General features: G+C 56.7%; 15 protein-coding genes and 1 pseudogene. 8 read left to right on the top strand and 8 right to left on the bottom strand.

The annotated features are described in order from the left end of the window. Positions 1–41: 41 nt before the first annotated feature. Together V6P94_RS15275 and V6P94_RS15270 are read right to left on the bottom strand one after the other, a co-directional pair. Positions 42–1361, bottom strand: coding sequence for a dicarboxylate/amino acid:cation symporter (locus V6P94_RS15275; RefSeq protein WP_338647450.1), 1320 nt, complete (start codon positions 1359–1361; stop codon positions 42–44). 45 nt (positions 1362–1406) lie between these two features. Beyond that, a complete protein-coding gene (locus tag V6P94_RS15270; RefSeq protein WP_338647448.1) occupies positions 1407–2489 on the bottom strand; it encodes a 4-oxalomesaconate tautomerase in 1083 nt (360 codons plus the stop codon). A 166-nt stretch (positions 2490–2655) separates the two neighbouring features. Between V6P94_RS15270 and V6P94_RS15265 the strand changes: the two genes are divergently transcribed. Then, a complete protein-coding gene (locus tag V6P94_RS15265) occupies positions 2656–3546 on the top strand; it encodes a LysR family transcriptional regulator (protein ID WP_133079164.1) in 891 nt (296 codons plus the stop codon). Between the two features lie 76 nt (positions 3547–3622). Here the strand turns inward: V6P94_RS15265 and V6P94_RS15260 are convergent, their stop codons facing one another. The 4 genes from V6P94_RS15260 to V6P94_RS15245 all read right to left on the bottom strand — a co-directional run bounded on the left by V6P94_RS15260 (position 3623) and on the right by V6P94_RS15245 (position 8170). Continuing rightward, positions 3623–4843, bottom strand: a complete 1221-nt coding sequence (locus tag V6P94_RS15260; RefSeq protein WP_338647446.1) for a cyanate transporter — start codon at positions 4841–4843, stop codon at positions 3623–3625. Then, complete coding sequence (locus V6P94_RS15255) at positions 4836–5999, bottom strand: MFS transporter (RefSeq protein WP_338647444.1); 1164 nt, start codon at positions 5997–5999, stop codon at positions 4836–4838. The genes V6P94_RS15260 and V6P94_RS15255 overlap by 8 nt, the downstream gene beginning before the upstream one ends. Positions 6000–6385: 386 nt before the next feature. Then, on the bottom strand, positions 6386–7264 hold the full coding sequence (locus V6P94_RS15250; protein ID WP_133079167.1) for a LysR substrate-binding domain-containing protein: 879 nt from the start codon (positions 7262–7264) through the stop codon (positions 6386–6388). A 114-nt stretch (positions 7265–7378) separates the two neighbouring features. After that, positions 7379–8170, bottom strand: coding sequence for a hypothetical protein (locus tag V6P94_RS15245; RefSeq protein ID WP_338647441.1), 792 nt, complete (start codon positions 8168–8170; stop codon positions 7379–7381). Positions 8171–8431: 261 nt separating this feature from the next. Here V6P94_RS15245 and V6P94_RS15240 point away from each other — a divergent pair, with 261 nt between their 5' ends. Both V6P94_RS15240 and V6P94_RS15235 read left to right on the top strand, forming a co-directional pair. After that, entirely contained in the window at positions 8432–9970 is a 1539-nt protein-coding gene (locus tag V6P94_RS15240; RefSeq protein ID WP_338647439.1) for a cryptochrome/photolyase family protein, read from the top strand. After that, positions 9967–10100: pseudogene (locus tag V6P94_RS15235) on the top strand (DUF2256 domain-containing protein). The gene V6P94_RS15240 and the pseudogene V6P94_RS15235 overlap by 4 nt, the downstream one beginning before the upstream one ends. A gap of 42 nt (positions 10101–10142) precedes the next feature. Here V6P94_RS15235 and V6P94_RS15230 read toward each other — a convergent pair. Further along, positions 10143–11618, bottom strand: a complete 1476-nt coding sequence (locus V6P94_RS15230; protein ID WP_133079170.1) for a sucrose-6-phosphate hydrolase — start codon at positions 11616–11618, stop codon at positions 10143–10145. Between the two features lie 205 nt (positions 11619–11823). On the opposite strand from V6P94_RS15230, the gene V6P94_RS15225 reads away from it, so the two are divergent. From V6P94_RS15225 to V6P94_RS15205, 5 genes are all read left to right on the top strand, one after another. Beyond that, positions 11824–13101, top strand: coding sequence for an MFS transporter (locus tag V6P94_RS15225; RefSeq protein ID WP_338647436.1), 1278 nt, complete (start codon positions 11824–11826; stop codon positions 13099–13101). A gap of 148 nt (positions 13102–13249) precedes the next feature. Further along, a complete protein-coding gene (locus tag V6P94_RS15220; RefSeq protein ID WP_338647433.1) occupies positions 13250–14443 on the top strand; it encodes a carbohydrate porin in 1194 nt (397 codons plus the stop codon). Between the two features lie 120 nt (positions 14444–14563). Further along, positions 14564–15562 carry a LacI family DNA-binding transcriptional regulator gene (locus tag V6P94_RS15215; protein WP_133079173.1) on the top strand — a complete coding sequence of 333 codons (999 nt, stop codon included), beginning with the start codon at positions 14564–14566 and terminating at the stop codon, positions 15560–15562. 316 nt (positions 15563–15878) lie between these two features. Beyond that, the gene (locus tag V6P94_RS15210; RefSeq protein WP_338647429.1) at positions 15879–16262 is read left to right on the top strand and encodes a nuclear transport factor 2 family protein; all 384 of its coding nucleotides are present in this window, start codon (positions 15879–15881) and stop codon (positions 16260–16262) included. Positions 16263–16497: 235 nt separating this feature from the next. Then, positions 16498–17085 (top strand): flavin reductase family protein, encoded by a 588-nt coding sequence (locus V6P94_RS15205; protein ID WP_133079175.1) that lies wholly within the window; start codon positions 16498–16500, stop codon positions 17083–17085. A gap of 62 nt (positions 17086–17147) precedes the next feature. On the opposite strand, the gene V6P94_RS15200 is transcribed toward V6P94_RS15205, so the two are convergent. Further along, entirely contained in the window at positions 17148–18251 is a 1104-nt protein-coding gene (locus tag V6P94_RS15200; RefSeq protein ID WP_133079176.1) for an alkene reductase, read from the bottom strand. Positions 18252–18278: the final 27 nt, after the last annotated feature.

Genomic DNA, 18278 nt, shown 5'->3' with positions numbered 1-18278 from the left:
ACTTAACGAGAAGCTATCGGGCTTTGAACTGCACTAAATAGTCAGACGCGCTCAACCACCGCCGGACCATCCCAGGACTCATCCGGGGCCGCAACAAGCAATGGCTTGCGGTCCAATGTACGCATCAGGGTTTCGCGATCGCAGGCGTTCTCCGAGATGGACATCACCACGGTGGCGACGGCATTGCTGGCCAGGCTGGTCAACGCACGGGCTTCCGACATGAATCGATCGATACCAATCAACAAGGCAAGACCGGCCAGTGGAATGTCATGAATGACGGTCAGGGTCGAGGCCAGCGCAACAAAACCGGCCCCCGTGACCCCTGCTGCACCCTTGGAAGACAGCAGCATGATTGCCAGCATGGTCACCGTCTGCGTCAGGGTCAGCTCGATGTTACAGGCCTGCGCAATGAAGACGGCAGCCAGCGACAGGTAGATGGCCGTGCCGTCGAGATTGAATGAGTACCCTGTTGGCAACACCAGCCCCACTACGCCTTTTTTGCACCCCAGGGCCTCAAGCTTTTCCAGCATTCTGGGCATGACCGGCTCGGTGGAAGAAGTGCCGAGTACCACCAGAAACTCTTCACGAAAATAGCGCAGCAGCTTCCAGAGGCTGAAACCGTTCGCCCGGCAAATGCTGCCCAGCACGACAAAGACAAAGAAGGCACAGGCGATGTACAGGGTCATGATCAGCTTGGCCAGCGAGCCCAGCGATGTAATGCCGTACTGGCCTACGGTAAACGCCAAGGCTCCGAATGCACCGATCGGGGCAAACCGCATCAGGTAGGAGAAAATCTTGAACACCATGTGGGATGCGGACTCCAGTACAACCAGTACGGGCTTGCCCCGCTCACCTATTGCCGAAAGCGCAAAGCCGCACAGTACCGCGATGAACAACACGGGAAGCACTTCACCTTTATTGAAAGCACCGATAAAGGTGTCCGGGATGATGTGCATGAAGAACTCGACCACTCCCAGCTTCGCAGCCGAATCGGTGTACTGCGACAATCCCTGGGTGCTCAACTGGCTCGGGTCAATGTTCATTCCCGCTCCGGGCTTGAACAGATAGACCGACACCAGGCCGATGATCAGGCTGATCACGGTCAGGGCCAGGAACAGCAGCATGGTCTTGCTCAACAAACGTCCCAACGAGCGCTTGTCGCTCATGCCGGCGATACCGGTCACGATTGTGCAGAACACCACAGGAGCGATCATCATCTTGATCAGCTTGATGAACGCATCACCCAGGGGTTTCAAGGCAATGGCCTGCTGCGACCAGAAGTGTCCGAACAGTACGCCTAACACTACGGCGCAGAGAATCTGGAAGTAGAGCGATTTTATAACGTTCATGGCATCACCCATTTTTAGAATTGTGCTGATGCAAAAGCGGCAATGACCTGGGGGAAATTATCCGGCGAGTCGTTGGGAAGCTGTAGCGTAAACAAAACCGGAGAACAGCCTGCGCGATGTGCGCACGACCGAGGCGCGTATGGTCTCTTCCCGAGCGCCGGTGTAAGACAATACAACGTCTATCCCGCCGCTTGGATGTTCAATTCGTACATGTTTCAAGCGGGGTTCATCAACGTTGTCCAGCAGTTGCGAGACCACGCTGCCCTCCGTGACACAGGCGGTCGCCAGGCCAATGGCTCCGGTGATTGCCAGTGCACGATGACAGGTGTGAGGCATGAAGTAGCGCACCTGAATCGTACCGCCAGACCTGGCCGGTGACACGAGCACCGGCTTGGGAATCACTTTGTCACTGACATCGCCCAGGCCCATTGCAAAACCGGCTTTCAGGCGCAGGGATTCCAGTCGGCGCAGAAACTCAACGTCGGCATCCAGTTCAGCGGGACTTTCATCACCCTGCTTACCCAACTGGCTGGCCTCGACGATCATCATCGGCATCGCCATGTCGATGCAGGTCACCGCAAAACCGTCGATCACATCCTGTGTGTGCCCGGTGGGGAACAGTTTGCCGGTCTTGCTGCCAGCAGCGTCCAGGAACGTCAGTTGCACAGGCGCGGCGGTGCCCGGTACGCCGTCGATGGCAGTGTCGCCTTCATAACTGACCTTGCCGCCGGGGGTCTGTACCTCGGCGTTTACAAATGTCCCGGTGTTCAGGTTGCGAATACGCACCCGCGTCAGATCGGCGGACGCTTTCACCAGCCCCTGCTCGATGGCAAACGGGCCGACGGCGCACAGCATATTGCCGCAATTGGGCGCGGTATCGACCCGACGCTGGGAGACCATGACTTGAACGAACAGATAGTCGACGTCAGCGTCAGCGTGAAGCGAAGGGCTTACGATCGCCACTTTGCTGGTTTGCGGGCTGCCGCCACCGATACCGTCAATCTCAAGTTCGTGGCCAGAGCCCATCAGGTTGAGAAGCAACTCGTCACGTTCTTCGATGGCAGCCGGTAGATCCCAGGCGAGAAATACCGGGCCCTTGGAGGTACCACCGCGCATTAGCACACAGGGAATTCTTTGCATGGGACGGACTCTTGTTGATCAATCCGGGTGATTGATGTCTTGGAAGCAAGAGTCGCAGGCTTCTAAAATTGTTTCCAATGCAAATATCAGCCGGATTATTGCGTTTGACGAATGATAAATTTAGGATGATTTGAACGCACCCTTCTCTTCGGCCTGGATCAAAATGATGAATTATGAGCTGAATGACATACGATCTTTCGTTAAAATCGCAGAACTTGGCAGCTTTCACGAGGCTGCGGATGCGTTGCATCTTTCCCAGCCGGCGTTAAGCCGCAGGATGAAAAAGCTCGAAGACGGATTAGGAACAGCGCTTCTTGACCGCACGACTCGACGAGTGAGCCTTACAAGCGTTGGGCGGGACTTTCTGCCCAAGGCTCGACGCCTGCTGGATGACTTCGACGATTCGATTCTCAACATCCGGGAGCTGGCAGAACGCCAAAGCGGCCGTGTCACGCTGGCCTGCATCCCGACAGCGGCCTTTTACTTTCTCCCGTCGGTAATACGCCTTTATAACGAGCGCTATCCACAAATCCGCATCCGGCTTCTGGATCTGAGTGCGAACGAAGGGCTGGAAGCTGTTCTGCGCGGTGAAGCCGACTTTGGCATCAATATGATGAGCGGCCAGCACCCGGACATTGAGTTCGTGCCGTTGGTCAACGAGCCTTTTGTCCTGGCTTGCCGACGCGATCATGAGCTGGCAGAGCGCAGCTCGGTGTCCTGGGCAGAACTCAGCAATTACCGTCTTATCGGGGTCGGTCGCCTGAGCGGCAACCGGATGCTGCTTGACCACGCCCTCTCGGGCTTGAGCTGGCGTCCGCAGTGGTTCTATGAGGTGCAGCACCTGTCAACGTCGCTTGGCCTGGTGGAAGCGGGTCTTGGCGTGTCGGCCATGCCCAGCCTGGCAATGCCGGCAGTGGATCACCCAACGCTGGTGAGCGTCCCGCTGGTAGATCCGGTTGTGAACCGATCGTTGGGGCTGGTTTACCGGCGAGGCGCGTCACTGTCGCCGGCAGCGGAAAAATTCGTCGCCATATTGCTGGAACAGTGGGAGCAATGACGACTGGAACGAGGCAGTGTTCGATCACGTAGCGCCCGCAAAACCCGGACGCGCGGCATGCCTGGTTGAACCTGGCTCACCTCTCTCCCATGCTGGGGCGGTAGCTCGCTGGAGAGAAGTTGAGCGTCAGCATCGCCATCACGGCGAGAACCCCAATGTGTAACCACCACCCCGTAATGAAGCTGCCACCGCAGTCAAGCAGCCAGCCGATCAACCAGGGAGCGCTTGATGCGAGCAAGAAACCAACCCCCTGGACGAAGGCTGCCAAGGTGCCAGCCGCTTGGGCGCCGGGCAAATGGTCGAGCGCGACAATCAGGCTGAGCGAGAAAAACCCGCCGAGGCCAAACCCGGCCAGTGCAACCCACACCCACGGCGCGGCGTTGGGAGCCAGGGCGAAACCGGCGAAACCCACAGTCTGCAGCGCTATCGTGAGCAATAAGGGCCCGCGTCGGTCAGCACTGCGCCGTGCCAGCATCGGCATGGCGAATGCCGCCGTCGCCTGGAATATCGCCAACCAGGCGAGCAGGTTGCCCGAAGCCTGCAGGCCCATGTTCTGCTGCTGGTAGAAGGACGGCAACCATGCCACCAGACTCGAATAGCCGCTGTTGGTGAGTCCAAAGTAGGCAGCCAACTGCCACGCCCGCCGGTTCTTGAAGAAGCTGCTCAAAACCGGAGCAGGTCCGCTTGCAACCAGCGGTGGTGTGCGCGGCGCGCATAGCAGCCAGAGCAGGAGCACGACAAGTGCCGGCAACGCCCACACGGAAAGGCCCAACCTCCAGCCGCCATAGGCAGTGAGCCACGTGCTTGCCAGCGAGCCCAGCGCCCCGCCGCCGACCAGTGCCGCCGAGTAAAGCCCCATCGCCATCGCTATCTGTTGAGGAAACCAGCGCTTAGCGATCCCCGGCACCAAGGCCTGGATCACCGCCACGCCGGTGCCGGCGATACCCGCGCAGGCGATCAACTGCGCGCCGTCCTTGACCACCGCCCGTGACGCACACCCGAGCATCAGCAGCAATAATGCGCCGGTCAGCGCCTGCCTTTCCCCAAAGCGCCGGGCCAGACCTATACCAATAAAGGCCATCAGCCCCATCAACACGAAGGGCAAGGTGGTCAGCATTGCGGCGGCGCGAAAATCCAGGCCAATGTCGCCACGCACCAAATCGAGCACGGGCCCAACCGAAGTCAAAAAGGGCCGCAAATTCAAGCCAAGCAGCACCAGCAGCACCAGTGCGGTCAGTGACACCTTGCCTGCACGCGGCGCGCAGGCTGCGATGAAAGCCGAAGCGCGATCAGTCATGGCACGCACTTCTTTCGCGCCAGATGCCCTTTGCATGCCCGCCCAGGCAAGTCACCGCGAAGGCCACCAGCAGTGCACCTGTGCCGAGCACAAAGATCAGTTGGTGGTTGGAGCCCTGCACCAGCAGCGCAATGGCTGCCGGCGTCACGGCTGCAGCCCCCATCAGCGTAATACTGACCAGAGGCGTCAGTTTGCCGGTGGGATCGTTGGTGGTAATCAATGCCATGTAGTAACACAGCGCGAGTACCCAGCCGAATTGCAGCAAGAAAAGAGCGGCGAACAGTTGAGTGGGTGTGCGCGTGTACGAGGTGAGCATGGCAATCGACACAAACACGGACAGCAAGCCCAGGCCAATCATGAAGCGGCGATTGACACGCCCACCCAGCAGGCTTGGAAGCGCTGCGCCCGGCAAACCGGCGATAGCCGAAAGGCCAAATGCCCAGCCAATATCGACACTGGAAATACCCTGATCCCGGGCCAGTTGATCGATGAAGCCCCACACGCAGTAGATGGCGATTTGCATGAACAGCATTCCGATCAGCGCACTGCGCCCTTCCCGTGACGAACCATCCTGGGCCGCGACCCTTTGTAGCGTCTGGCTGGTGTCAGCCACCTTGCGCGGCAGCGCAAGGCTGGCAACACAGATCAGGACGTACCACAGGCCGAAAGAGCACAGCGCGGTCACGATTCCGCTTTGTACCGCGAGAATGGGCAGTGCTGCGGAGAAAAACGAATATTCAGGCGTTTGCAAAAGCAGCATCAACCCGAATGAGCGGTCCTGATTGGGAAGACGACCCAGGGTTGATACGGCATACGCGTAGATCAATCCCGCGCAGGTCCCGGCAAGCAGTCGCACCACCAGCAACAGATTGTTCGTTGATGCCCATGCTGTGGCGACACTGAGCGCAACGCAAAGCATGCCTGTGTAGAGGCACAGGTTTCTGGCGCTGTAGCGCTTCATCAGCGGTGGACAAATAATGGTGCCCAATGTCATCCCGACCATTTCTATTGAAACCACCCAGCCCTGTTGATCCAGCGACAGATTCAACTGATCTGTCAGCAACCCCATGAAAATGGGTTGAACACCACACACGATAAACGCCGTACACGCAATGAAGATGAGGGAGGCACGCAGTATCTTGGGATTGCTATTCATATGGGACCCTGATGCGCTGAGCGAATTAGGGGGTGTGTGCCTCGACCGTGCCTTGGCGTTCTGTCCAGAACAGGCATCGAAAGCGCCCGCAGCCTGTAGCTGCCACCCGTCTATACGCAGCACTCGTTGTTGTAGTTTTGGATAACCCAGGTAGAACGGGATGGCCCGGCGGGCCTTGATTCATCCACGTCCTTGCAACGGATCCTAGACCGGCACTGCGCCCTATTGAAAGTTAATAAAAGGAATCCCAAGTATTCGGATTTTTAATAAAGTGGCTTCGACCGCTACTGCCGGCAGCAGGTCATCTGCGTACATTAGAGAGGGGCATAGGCGTACTGAGAGGCATCGCCCTGGCGCCAGATGCCTCGCTCATCCGGCACGTTTGATCAATGCACCTCTTCATCCACTATCTGGATGAGCACATCAGCCAGTTCTTTGATCACCGGGTCGATGCTCGGGCGATGGAATACGGCTATCTCGAATGCGGTAATCGGGCTCAACCCGTCCTCGACACCCAGCACCTTGTGATCAGGAGTGACTGCCCGGGTTGGGAGCAGGCTGACACCAAACCCATTGGCCACTGCCTCCTGAATACTGGCAAGGCTGGTGCCCGTGAAACAGATGCGCCACGTACGGCCAAGGGCTTCGAGCGCACTGATCATGTCATCCCGATAGAGTCCCCGTGACGGAAATGTCACCAGGGGTATAGGGTCCTGGTCGAAACACGGACGCGTCGCGCTATCAATCCACTCCATGGTTTCTGATCGGCAAGCGTTGGCCTCACGGCTGTGGCGTCGCTGTTTTATCAGAATCAGGTCCAGCTCGCCGCGGTCATAGCTGCGAAGCAGGTCTGAACTCAATCCACTGATGATTTCCAGCTTCACCTTGGGGTGCTTGCGATTGAAGGCGGCCAGCACGGGCATGGTTTTGCTTGCGGCGAAATCATCAGGAACACCGAGCCGTATGGTGACGCTCATTCCGCTCGAAAGCGCCTCGCCCAACTGATTGCTCACGGCCAGAAGATGGCGCGCATACCCCAACAGGATGATGCCGGCATCAGTGGGACGTATTTCCCGGCTGCTTCGATCAAGCAACTGGTGCCCCACAAGCTCCTCCAGTCGGCGCACCTTCTGGCTGACGGTGGATTGAGTGGAGTGCAGTCTGGTTGCAGCGGTGGTGAAACTGCCGCAATCGGCGACCATCACCATCGTTCTGAGCATGTCCAGGTCAAAGATCGGCCTGGCGGGTTTGTGATCGTTATTCATGGTGCATTACCCCGGATTCCGTAGGCACCTCCATGCCAGACACAAGACAGGCAAGGGGGCGCCACGCTTGAGCACTTATTATCAAGTGCCTCTAAAGCAAGCAGCTTTAGCTGGTTATAAAGTCAGCCCACCGTGTTCCAGCGTCACTATAAGAGCCCTCAAGTTATCTGGAACCACCTGAATGATGCCTTTGCCGGGAACGTCAATTTCCGCAATCATGAATAACGCCAAAGCTGTAAATATCGGCATCACACAGACCAGGGTGTTTCCACCCCGGCTGCCCTTGACGTTGTAGCCAATCAAAAAGTTGGAACAGACGGCAAACAGGATCAATAGCGCCCACGCCACACCGGGTATTTGAGGCCGCCAGCTGGCCATCGTCTTTTGTTGCGACACATACAGCTCATTCGTGGCGTTGAGGGCCGTGACAATCATCGAACTGGGTTTTTCCTTGGCAATCTTGCTGATCAAAGCCCACATGTGCGATTGCATTTTAATGGAGTCCAACCGGATGGCTGCGCGCTGGTCGTCATCCTCCGTGGCAAAGAATGAAATGCGGATAGCCAGGTAGTCCATCAGCATTTTTTCGGCTTGCTCTTGCTGGGACTCGCTCAGCAACGTTGTACGCTGGAAGGCGTTGCCAATGGCAATGGCTTCATTTTCTTCAGCCGTCATCCGGGTGTTCAGACCACTGATTGCAAACGAAAGAATGAAGCCCATGAGCAAACCAAACATGGACAGCGTCCCACCCAGTACGACTTTCAATTCATCATCAAACGCAGCGTCACGCCTGACTTTTTGACCCCAGGTCATCTTCCCCGCGAAAGCCGCCACGCATAAACCCAGCAGCATGGAGACCAACAGGTACAAGGAATTGACATCAACGGAATACAAGATCGAGGGCATAGTTTTTTCTTAGGGTTTTTATACGGATGCACGCGTTATAACACGGCCGCAACACACATACATTTGAAAAAAACCGTGTGTCGATACCCAGCACCCAAGCCCCGGGAATGGGCGCTGACCGGAAAAGATCGCAGGCGTTTTCCTGCCTGCCAGACACGAAATACTTGTACAATAATTTTCTACTGTACAAGGCAGCCTGACTTCCTTTCGCCCCGAAGTCCCCAGGCCTTCACATGTGTCTACTCAACGGAAATCTGCTCGATGAATGCTATCCGCCGACTGTGCCTCGTCTTGGGCGACCAATTGTCTTTTGACCTTCGTTCATTGCAGGGCCTGGATACCGAAAACGACACCGTGCTGCTGGTCGAGGTGATGGAGGAAGCCAGCCATGTGCCCCATCATCCGCAAAAAATCGTTCTGGTGTTCAGTGCCATGCGCCACTTCGCCGAGGCGCTGCAACAGCGTGGAATCCGGGTGCAGTACGTCAAGCTCGATGACCCGGACAACAGCGGATCGGTGCCAGGTGAATTACGGCGCTGGGCAGCACTCCTGCAGCCTGATGAAATCCATATGACGGAGTGCGGCGACTGGCGTCTGGAGCATTCACTCAAGGCGTGTGGCTCGGGGATCCAGTGGCATGGCGATGCTCGCTTTCTCTGCTCGCGCCCTGAGTTTTCCGCCTGGGCGAATGCTAAAAAGCAGCTGCGCATGGAGTATTTCTATCGGGAGATGCGACGCAAGAGCGGATTGTTACTAAACGGCGATGGCAGTCCGGTCGGGGGCGCCTGGAACTTTGATGCAGAAAACCGCAAGGCGCTGCCCAAAGGTATCAAGCCGCCCTCGCCCGCCCGCTTCTCACCCGATGCCATTACCCGGGATGTACTGGAGCTGGTGGCAAAAAACTTCACCACCCACTATGGCACCCTCGATACGTTCGACTATCCGGTCACTCACGCCCAGGCTCAGGCCTTGTGGAGCTACTTTCTGGACTGGGGCCTGGCAGCCTTCGGCGATTATCAGGACGCCATGGCCAGCGACGAGCCATTTCTGTTTCATGCCCGCATCAGTGCTGCGCTCAATATTGGCTTGCTGGATGTTCGCCAGCTGTGCAGCGATGTGGAGTCCGCGTACTGGTCGGGCAGCATTGCACTCAATGCCGCCGAAGGCTTTATTCGCCAACTCATCGGCTGGCGGGAATACGTGCGTGGGGTTTACTGGCTGAAGATGCCCGACTATGCCGATGGCAATGTATTCGGCAACACCCGGTCGCTTCCAGAGTTCTACTGGACAGGCGACACGAAAATGAACTGCATGAGCCAAGCCATCGGCCAAAGCCTCGAACATGCCTACGCCCACCATATTCAGCGGCTAATGGTGACCGGCAATTTCGCCCTCCTCGCCGGCATCCTGCCAAGTCAAATATGCGAGTGGTACCTGGCCATCTACATGGATGCCTTCGACTGGGTGGAGTTGCCCAACACGCTGGGCATGGTCATGCACGCCGATGGCGGCTATCTGGGGTCCAAGCCTTACTGTGCCAGCGGCCAGTACATCAAGCGCATGTCCGACTATTGCCGAGGCTGCGCTTACAAAGTGAGCGAAAGCACCACCGATGACGCCTGCCCTTTCAACGCGCTCTATTGGCACTTCCTGATGCGTCACGGTGAGCTTTTGCGGGGCAATCAGCGCATGGGCATGATTTATAAAAACCTTGACCGGATGCCTGAATCCAAACAGCAGGCGCTGTGGCAGCGAGGCCAGTTGTTGCTCGCCACACTGGATAAAGGCGAGTCACTTTGAAAAAGAGCGAGTTGCCCGTCAAAACCTGCGTGACCTGTGGCCTGCCCTTCAATGGCGAAAGAAGTGGGCTCGCTGTTGGGATGAGGTGCGTTACTGCTCAGAGCGTTGCCGACGTAGCAAGCACCTGTGAGCCCATTGGCGGGCAGTGCCAATGGGCTCATCCCGGATGAGGTCAGATTTTAAGGTCGGTCAGTTCCCAGGCCTCGAGATCGCCAAACACCCCTGTCCCGTTGACGGCAAAAGCGCTTATCCCGAGGCTGTCGGGCCGTGGATAAATCCGGCTGGTCATGGTGTAGGCACCGTCGTCGACGAACACCTCGATCGATGAGCGATCGAGAAAAATCCGCAGTGCTATGCGGGTCTGTTCCGGGCTTATCGGAACACTGCGAACACCGCTCACGCCCGCACCCGAATGTTGCCGGTCGAGAACCAGGCGACGGGCCATGGCATCAAAGTACAACAACGTCCGCTCGTGTTGATCTTCGCTGCAGCGAAGCGCGAGACCAAAGTGTTCGGCGGTGCTGCCAGCCAGATCCAGTTCGAGTTCAATTTCAAGCAGTGCACCACGCACATCGAGGGGGCGACTGGTAGACTCCACCACCGGAATCTGCAGCCCGTGTCGGGACTTGCGTAACGCAGTCAGCTCACGGGCGGGACGCATGCGCAGGCGATCGCCTTCACGACTCAGCTCACGGGGCAAGGACAGCGCGCCGCACCAGTGTTGCGCCTGACTTGGCATCGGGCAGTCCCACATGTCCATCCACGCCCAAAGCAGGCGTCGCCCGTCCGGTGCCAGCAGGGTTTGGGCAGCATAAAAGTCATGGCCGTGATCGAGCTCGTGCAGGGCTGCGCTCGTGTTGAAGTGGCCGCTGTCGTCCAGTTGGCCCACTCGGTAGCTGTTCTGGAATGTATTCCAGTTGTCGTAGCCACTGGGCTTGAGGCCTTGGGGCGAATAGAGGAAAACGTCGCTGCCATCGAGTTCGAACAGGTCCGGGCATTCCCACATGTAGCCGTCTGACTCGCGCACGCCTTGCAGGGCACAGCTCAGGTATTCCCAGTGGTACAGGTCCGCAGAGCGATAGATTAACAGCTGCGGGTCATCCCCTTTGCGGGCTCCCAGGGCCATCCACCATTCTTCCCCGCGCTTCCAGACCTTGGGGTCGCGAAAATGCTTGATCTCAGGAGCCGGTGGTGTGTCGATGATCACCCCGTGCTTGGTGAAGGTGATGCCATCGGTGCTGCTGGCAAGGCATTGCACTTGCTCGATCTGATTGTCATCCCGTGGCTCACCCAGCCAGACATGCCCGGTGTAGATCAGGTAAAGCGTATCGTCGACCACCGCTGCCGAGCCTGAAAAACACCCGTCCCGGTCATAGGGCTCACTGGGCGCCAGTGCAATGGGCAAGTGTTCCCAACGCACCAGGTCACGGCTTTTGGCGTGTCCCCAGTGCATGGGCCCCCACTGTGGTGAGTACGGGTGATGCTGGTAGAACACATGGTATTCACCCCGAAAATACACCAGCCCGTTCGGGTCATTCATCCACCCCACCGGGGGCGACAGATGAAAACCGAGGCGATGATCGTTGCCGCGTTCGGGCAGTTTTTCTTTGATGGCGTGATGCGCTTTATCCAGCAAGACAGCGTGCATGATTATCCTTGTTTGAATGGGTATTGAGTGGCCAGCTCTCTGGTCCGTCCCTGTCGCTGGCGCATCCGGGTTGGGGTAAACCTCGCGCCATCAGAATCAATCCCTGAGGCCCTCCCCTGGAATTACGCTTGACAGCGAGCAACCGCCAAGCGCGTAATATCTTCGATGTTAACGTTATCAAAAATAAAAACAAGAGGGTGCCTCAATGCGCGCTTCTAGAAAAATCGAGTACATGCAAGTCAGTGGTTTGCTTTATTTTTTCTTCTTCGCATTCTCATCCAGCTTCTCGCTGTTCTCTATCTGGATTCACAAAGCGATAGGTCTGAATGGCGCCGAAACGGGCATGGTCTTTGCGGCCAACACCATTGCGGCCATGCTTATCCTGCCTTTCTATGGCGTGCTCCAGGATCGACTGGGCATGTCGAAAAAACTGCTGGTCTGGATTGGTGTCCTGCTCTGCTGCACTGCGCCTTTTTGTATCTATGTCTACTCCTGGCTGTTGGCCACGAACCTGGTACTGGGCGTCGTGGTGGGTGCGGCGTTTCTGGGCTTTGCCATGCTCGCAGGGGCTGGACTGATGGAGTCCTACACGGAGCGGTTATCGCGCCACATGGGCTTCGAGTTCGGCAAGGCCAGGCTGTGGGGATCGCTGGGCTGGGCTTCTGCCACCGGTGTGGTGGGGGTCATGTTCAGCATCAACCCCAACATCATGTTCTACATGAGCACGGCGTCCGGCATCATCTTTCTGCTGATCCTGTTTCGCATGGACCTGGGCAAGTATTGCGACTCAACATCCCGGGCGGCCAAGGCGTTTGCCAACCCGTTGCGGATGAAGGATTTCTGGGTGCTCATGACCCTGCCCCGCTTCTGGGCATTCGGCCTGTTCATGACCGGGGTTTGCGGGATTTACGCGGTCTATGACCAGCAGTTCCCCGTGTACTTCTCCTCCTTTTATCCGAACCCGGAAGACGGGATACGCGCCTACGGCTATCTGAACTCCTCGCAGGTCTTCGTTGAAGCGCTGTGCATGCTGTTCGCACCCTGGCTGGTATCGCGGATCGGAGCCAAGAATGGCTTGATCCTCACAGGCACCATCATGTTCGTGCGCATTTTGGGGTCCGGAGTGGCCGTGGATGTGTGGGTGATAGCCAGTTGCAAGATGTTGCATGCCCTCGAAGTGCCGATCTTGCTCGTCTCCGCATTCAAGTACATTGCCGGTAATTTCGATTCGCGCTTGTCTTCGACCATCTATCTCGTGGGCTTCCAGGCTGCCCAGTCGTTGACCGCCATGTTCCTGGCCCCCGTCGCCGGGTATGGCTATGACCATATTGGATTTTCCAGCGTGTATGTCCTTATGGCGGGAGTCGTGGGCGTTTGCCTCCTGATCTCGTGCTTGACCTTGCGCTCGGAGTCTTCTCGAATCCCCTGCTCCACCGTCCCGGATCACGCGCCTTCACCACCGGCCACGACAGCAGTCGTGTAGCGGCGGTGCCTTTGCGCACTAAAAAAGCAGAACGTTGAGCATTGAACGTCGCTGGGCTTGCTCGCGCAGCACACTAAAACAAAAAAACGTACGCCCTCCCATTCCTTGGGCAAGGGAAAGTGCGTCCATAACTTGATTGGGCACGGCCATGAAAAAGAGTTTAGTTGTTTGTTTACTGGGCATGTTTTCTTCGTCGGGCATGGCGGATATGACCTGGACTACGGAACACGGCGATTTGAAAGTTTACGGCGATGTAGAGTTCAACCTTGATGCTGCCAGTAGTGCGGGTCAGTTGACATCGTTCAAAACCGATGACAATAAAGACTGGCGTGTCGGTGACTCGGAAAAATGGGATATCAACGGGCGAATTCTTTTAGGACTCGATGGCTACCGCAAAGGCAAAAATGATCAGTTCGCCGGCTTTAGCGTTCAGCCACTGGTTAATGTGTCCGGGAACTTGAGTGCTGATGATGCGGCGTTCTTTTTTGGTCAGGAGAAAAACTGGAAAATCAAAGTTGGCCGTTTTGAAGCCTACGACATGTTCCCGCTTAACCAGGACACGTTCATCCAGTATTCGGGCAATACCTCCAACGACCTGTACAGCGATGGCTTCGGCTACATCTATATGATGAAAGAAGGACGCGGGCGCAGCAGCGGTGGCGGCGCGGTACTGCTGAGCAAGGAGGCAGGGCCGCTGTACCTCGAACTCAATACCCTGGTAAAGGACGGCACCACCCTGTTTGCCGACAATGGCTATCACGGCAATGTGCTGGAAAATGAAAAAAATGCAGCCTATGTCCGGCCCGTCGCCGCGTTGCGTTTCGACAAAGCCTCCATCGCGCTGGCGATGGAAACCAACATCGTCAGCAATGCGTATGGTTTTCGCGATGCCTCGGGAGATATTCAAGACCAGTCACAACGCACCGGATATGGTGCGACCTTTACCTGGAACTCATTAAAGGAGGATCCCTCCAACGGCATTGTCTTTAATATCAGCACGGCCTACATGAACGCCAAGGATGAAAAAGACTTCAGTGCCGGGAGCAATATATTGTGGCGCAACTTTGAACTCGGCTACATCTTTGCCAAAAATGATATTCAAGCATTCAACATGAATGATCTGGTTGCCAAAGACGGTGTGGCAACTGTTCCTGGCCGGTATGACATTCACACGATCCACACGTCCTATCGCATCACCAATGTCATGGACATGGACAACTTCAATATTGATCTGGGTGCCTATTGGTCAATGCTCAACCTTCCCGATAACGATGGGAGTCGGGCAAATGACGACAGCGATCGTTATGGTGCCCGGGTGCGCTTCAAGTATTATTTTTTCTGACCTGAAACGGTCGAGCCGACGCGGGATAAAGACTCGGTCATTTACGTCACCATTGCCATGATGTCATGCTCTTGCCGGACATGACTTTCATGCATGGAGAAAACTCAATGGCATTCGTAAATGGCCTCGGTTAAAGATGTTGCACGGTTGGCGGGGGTTTCCCTGATGACCGTGTCTCGAGCGATCAACACTCCCGAAAAACTCAATGCCGAAACCCTGGCGACTGTCCGCCAAGCCATCGAGACCCTGGGCTATGTGCCCAATCTCTCCGCACGCAATATTCGCGGCGGGCATTTCAGCAGCAAACTGATCGGGGTTTTCGCCCTGGACACCGCGACGACCCCTTTCGCCGTGAACATGCTGCTGTCGCTTGAGCACACTGCACGGGAAAACGGCTGGAACGTCCTGATCATCAACGTGTTCGAAAGCCCACCGGATTCGCGATCCATCGATCTGATGCTGTCACATCGTCCAGACGGAATCGTGTTCAGTTCCATGGAACTGCGCGAGCTGGAGATACCTGAGGCGCTGCGCAGCTACCCGCTGGTGCTGAGCAACTGCATTAGCTCCAGCCCGGGTGTGGCGTGTTATGTCTCTGATGACGAAGAGGGTCAGTACCAGGCGGTGAGCCAGGCACTTCAACGGGGTTATCGGCGCCCGCTGTGCATTAATCTGCCCCGCCACAGCATTGCCTGGAAGTTGCGCCAGCAGGGCTTGTCACGTGCATTCACAGAGGCAGGCATCCCGTTGGACAGTGTGCTGCAATATGATTTGTCTGCGGATGACGAGTACCTCGAAACCATTGAAGCGCTCAAGGGAGAATTGGGCGAGTCACCGGCAAAGCCGACCTTCGACCTGCTGGTGTGTGGTAACGACCGGATCGCCCTGATTGCCTATCAGTTCCTGCTTGGCCAGGGTTTGAGAATTCCGGCGGACGTTGCAGTGCTTGGCTTCGACAACATGATCGGAGTCGCGGAGTTGTTTTACCCGCCCCTGAGCACCGTGCAACTTCCCTATTACGAAATGGGCCGTCGTGCCGCCTTGCACCTGATCGAAAACAAGGATGAGCCCTTCACTCACAAGGTTCCCTGCCCCCTTGTCGAGCGCATGTCCTTGTAACGCTGCGTGCCGGTTTACCACCGGCGTTAAAACACGACCACGCAACCACACGCGCATTGCCCTTGGCACGAAGCTGCTCGTGCCCCCCCTTTATGCCCGTCCTTGGCGCCTTCCCGTGCTCTGCGGTGCTTCGCCTGCTCGCTGATGTATTGCCTGAACGGTAACCCGTTTGAGGCGAAGCCTTGCCATTTACATCACACCCGACGACCGCCCACGAAATCATTGGCACAAATTGTAGTGCTCGCTATAGAATAAACACACTTAAGTAGTGAGCACTACATTAATGGTTGAGCGAACCCACAAACAGGACCCCATCATGAGCAATCCGACTTACGTGCAGGAATACAACGCAATCGTCGCCGTACTGAGCCAGTACAACGAAGGTGGCAAACACGCCAACAGCAGCATCATGAAACCTGCCTTCAGCGAGCAGGCCACGATCTTTGGCGTAGACGCCGAGAGCAAACTCACCGGCGGCCCGATTCATGGGTTGTTCGACATCATCGACAACGCATTCCGCCCTTCCCCAGAAGCCCAGAGCGCAATCGTCAACATCGATATCGTCGGTACGGCTGCCAGTGCACGCATCGATACCAATGACATCTCCGGCTTCTGTTTCACCGACTTTTTCAACCTGCTGAAAGTTGAAGCCAAGTGGACCGTAGTCAGCAAGATTTACCACACCCACGTGGCCCCCTGATCCGTGCAGACGCATTCCCGAGGCGCGTAGACGCGGGTAAAAACCAGCGGGCGTAATAAGTGGCAAAGGTTAAATATAGCGCCCGGTTCGAAGACCGAATTGACCCCTGCCATCGGGTCGCTCATCGTAGGCGACCATGAAAGCCTTCAGCTTCACCTGAGCAGAACGGCTTCGGTTTAAACCTGAACGGCCCCGGTCCATTCATGGATTCGGGGCCTTTTTTTCTGGAGTAACGATGGACGACTACATTGCCGCTGTACCCCTTGAAAAGGCCTACAGGCTGATCAATCACGGCCCTACCGTACTGGTATCTGCTCAGCACGACGGGGTAAAGGATGTCATGGCCGCCGCGTGGGCCTGCGCGCTGGATTTTTCACCGCCAAAAGTGACTGTAGTGCTGGACAAGATGACCCGGACTCGTGAGTTGGTAGAGGGCAGTGGCGTTTTCGTGATCCAGGTTCCAACCGTGGCCCAGCTCAAACTGACCAGTGATGTTGGCAGCATGAGTCTGTCCGATACGCCGGACAAACTGGCGAGGAGCGATGTCCAGTTATTCAGCATGCCCGGCCATGACCTGCCCTTCGTTGCGGGCTGTTCGGCGTGGCTTGCGTGCAAGTTGATACACGAGCCTCACAACCAGGCGAGTTATGACTTGTTTATCGGCGAGGTGGTGGGTGCCTGGGCAGACACCCGAGTCTTCAGCGATGGGCACTGGCACTTTGAAACCGCCCATCCGGACCTTCGCAGCCTGCACTACATCGCGGGAGGCCATTTCTATGCCATCGGCGAAGCATTGAGTGTGGAAGCCAAGGACGTCACGTGACGTCGCCAGCATTGTTGATCACGGTGTCGATCGATTTGGATATCGCGTTGATACAGCCGTGATCAGTAGCTGCCGACAGGCCAGTCGGTGTAGCCCTTGGCGCCACCACCGTAATAGGACTCCCGTGGTGCAATGGTCAGTTGGCTGTCACGACGCAAGCGCTCAACCAGATCAGGGTTGGAAATGAACAGCCGACCAAATGCAACTGCATCGATCTTGCCTTGGGCGCGTCGCTCGATTGCCATCTCCAGGTCGTAGTTGTTGTTACCGATAAAGAAGCCATTGAACTGTGCGCTCAGGGCGTCCATGTCCACACCTTCCGGCACTTCACGGGAAGTTGCAGTCGCCCCTTCAACAAAATGCAGGTAGGCGAGATTGAAGGCATTCAACTGCTGGATCAGGTAGCCGTGCAGTGCCATCACGTTGCTGTCCGGGGGGGTGTTACCGGCGTCGGGTGTAACCGGAGACAAGCGGATACCGACGCGGTCATTGCCCCAGATCTTGACGATCGCGTCTGTCACTTCCAGGGTCAGGCGTGCACGGTTTTCGATCGAGCCGCCGTAGTGGTCGGTTCGGTGGTTGGTCGAGTCGCGCAGAAATTGATCCAGAAGATAGCTATTGGCAGAGTGAACTTCCACCCCATCAAAACCGGCGCGCTTGGCATTTTCGGCAGCGCGTTTGTACTGTTCGATGATCCCCGGAATTTCATCGGTTTCGAGTGCTCGAGGCATCGACACCGGAACAAAACCATTCGCGGTATAGGTTTGACCTTCAGCCTGGATCGCAGAAGGTGCGACCGGCGCAACGCCGTCTGGCTGCAACTCTACGCTGGAGAAACGACCCACATGCCAGAGCTGGCTGACGATCTTGCCGCCGGCAGCGTGCACGGCGTCGGTAACTTTCTTCCAGCCTGTAACCTGTTCGTCGCTCCAGATGCCGGGCGTAGCGGCATAACCGCGGCCTTGAGGAGAGATATTGGTGGCTTCGGCAACGATCAAACCGGCAGTGGCACGCTGCGCGTAGTACTCCGCGTGCATCTCGTTGGGAATGCCGTCTTCGCCATAGCGACTGCGGGTGACAGGGGCCATTACGATGCGATTAGCCAGTTCAATGTCACCCATGGTGACGGGGGTGAACAAGTCGGTACGGTTACTGTTATCTGTCATGGTCAACCTGAATTAATAGACCAGTCG

Source organism: Pseudomonas sp. ML2-2023-3, from assembly GCF_037055275.1.
In the GTDB taxonomy this organism is placed as follows: domain Bacteria; phylum Pseudomonadota; class Gammaproteobacteria; order Pseudomonadales; family Pseudomonadaceae; genus Aquipseudomonas.
The sequence above is the reverse complement of the archived record's forward strand: the minus strand, read 5'-3'. Positions and strand labels throughout refer to the sequence as shown.

Coding starts and splice junctions, on each gene's coding strand:
- V6P94_RS15275 (WP_338647450.1), bottom strand. CDS start 1,361: ATGGGTGATGCCATGAACGTTATAAAATCGCTCTACTTCCAGATTCTC.
- V6P94_RS15270 (WP_338647448.1), bottom strand. CDS start 2,489: ATGCAAAGAATTCCCTGTGTGCTAATGCGCGGTGGTACCTCCAAGGGC.
- V6P94_RS15265 (WP_133079164.1), top strand. CDS start 2,656: ATGAATTATGAGCTGAATGACATACGATCTTTCGTTAAAATCGCAGAA.
- V6P94_RS15260 (WP_338647446.1), bottom strand. CDS start 4,843: ATGACTGATCGCGCTTCGGCTTTCATCGCAGCCTGCGCGCCGCGTGCA.
- V6P94_RS15255 (WP_338647444.1), bottom strand. CDS start 5,999: ATGAATAGCAATCCCAAGATACTGCGTGCCTCCCTCATCTTCATTGCG.
- V6P94_RS15250 (WP_133079167.1), bottom strand. CDS start 7,264: ATGAATAACGATCACAAACCCGCCAGGCCGATCTTTGACCTGGACATG.
- V6P94_RS15245 (WP_338647441.1), bottom strand. CDS start 8,170: ATGCCCTCGATCTTGTATTCCGTTGATGTCAATTCCTTGTACCTGTTG.
- V6P94_RS15240 (WP_338647439.1), top strand. CDS start 8,432: ATGAATGCTATCCGCCGACTGTGCCTCGTCTTGGGCGACCAATTGTCT.
- V6P94_RS15230 (WP_133079170.1), bottom strand. CDS start 11,618: ATGCACGCTGTCTTGCTGGATAAAGCGCATCACGCCATCAAAGAAAAA.
- V6P94_RS15225 (WP_338647436.1), top strand. CDS start 11,824: ATGCGCGCTTCTAGAAAAATCGAGTACATGCAAGTCAGTGGTTTGCTT.
- V6P94_RS15220 (WP_338647433.1), top strand. CDS start 13,250: ATGAAAAAGAGTTTAGTTGTTTGTTTACTGGGCATGTTTTCTTCGTCG.
- V6P94_RS15215 (WP_133079173.1), top strand. CDS start 14,564: ATGGCCTCGGTTAAAGATGTTGCACGGTTGGCGGGGGTTTCCCTGATG.
- V6P94_RS15210 (WP_338647429.1), top strand. CDS start 15,879: ATGAGCAATCCGACTTACGTGCAGGAATACAACGCAATCGTCGCCGTA.
- V6P94_RS15205 (WP_133079175.1), top strand. CDS start 16,498: ATGGACGACTACATTGCCGCTGTACCCCTTGAAAAGGCCTACAGGCTG.
- V6P94_RS15200 (WP_133079176.1), bottom strand. CDS start 18,251: ATGACAGATAACAGTAACCGTACCGACTTGTTCACCCCCGTCACCATG.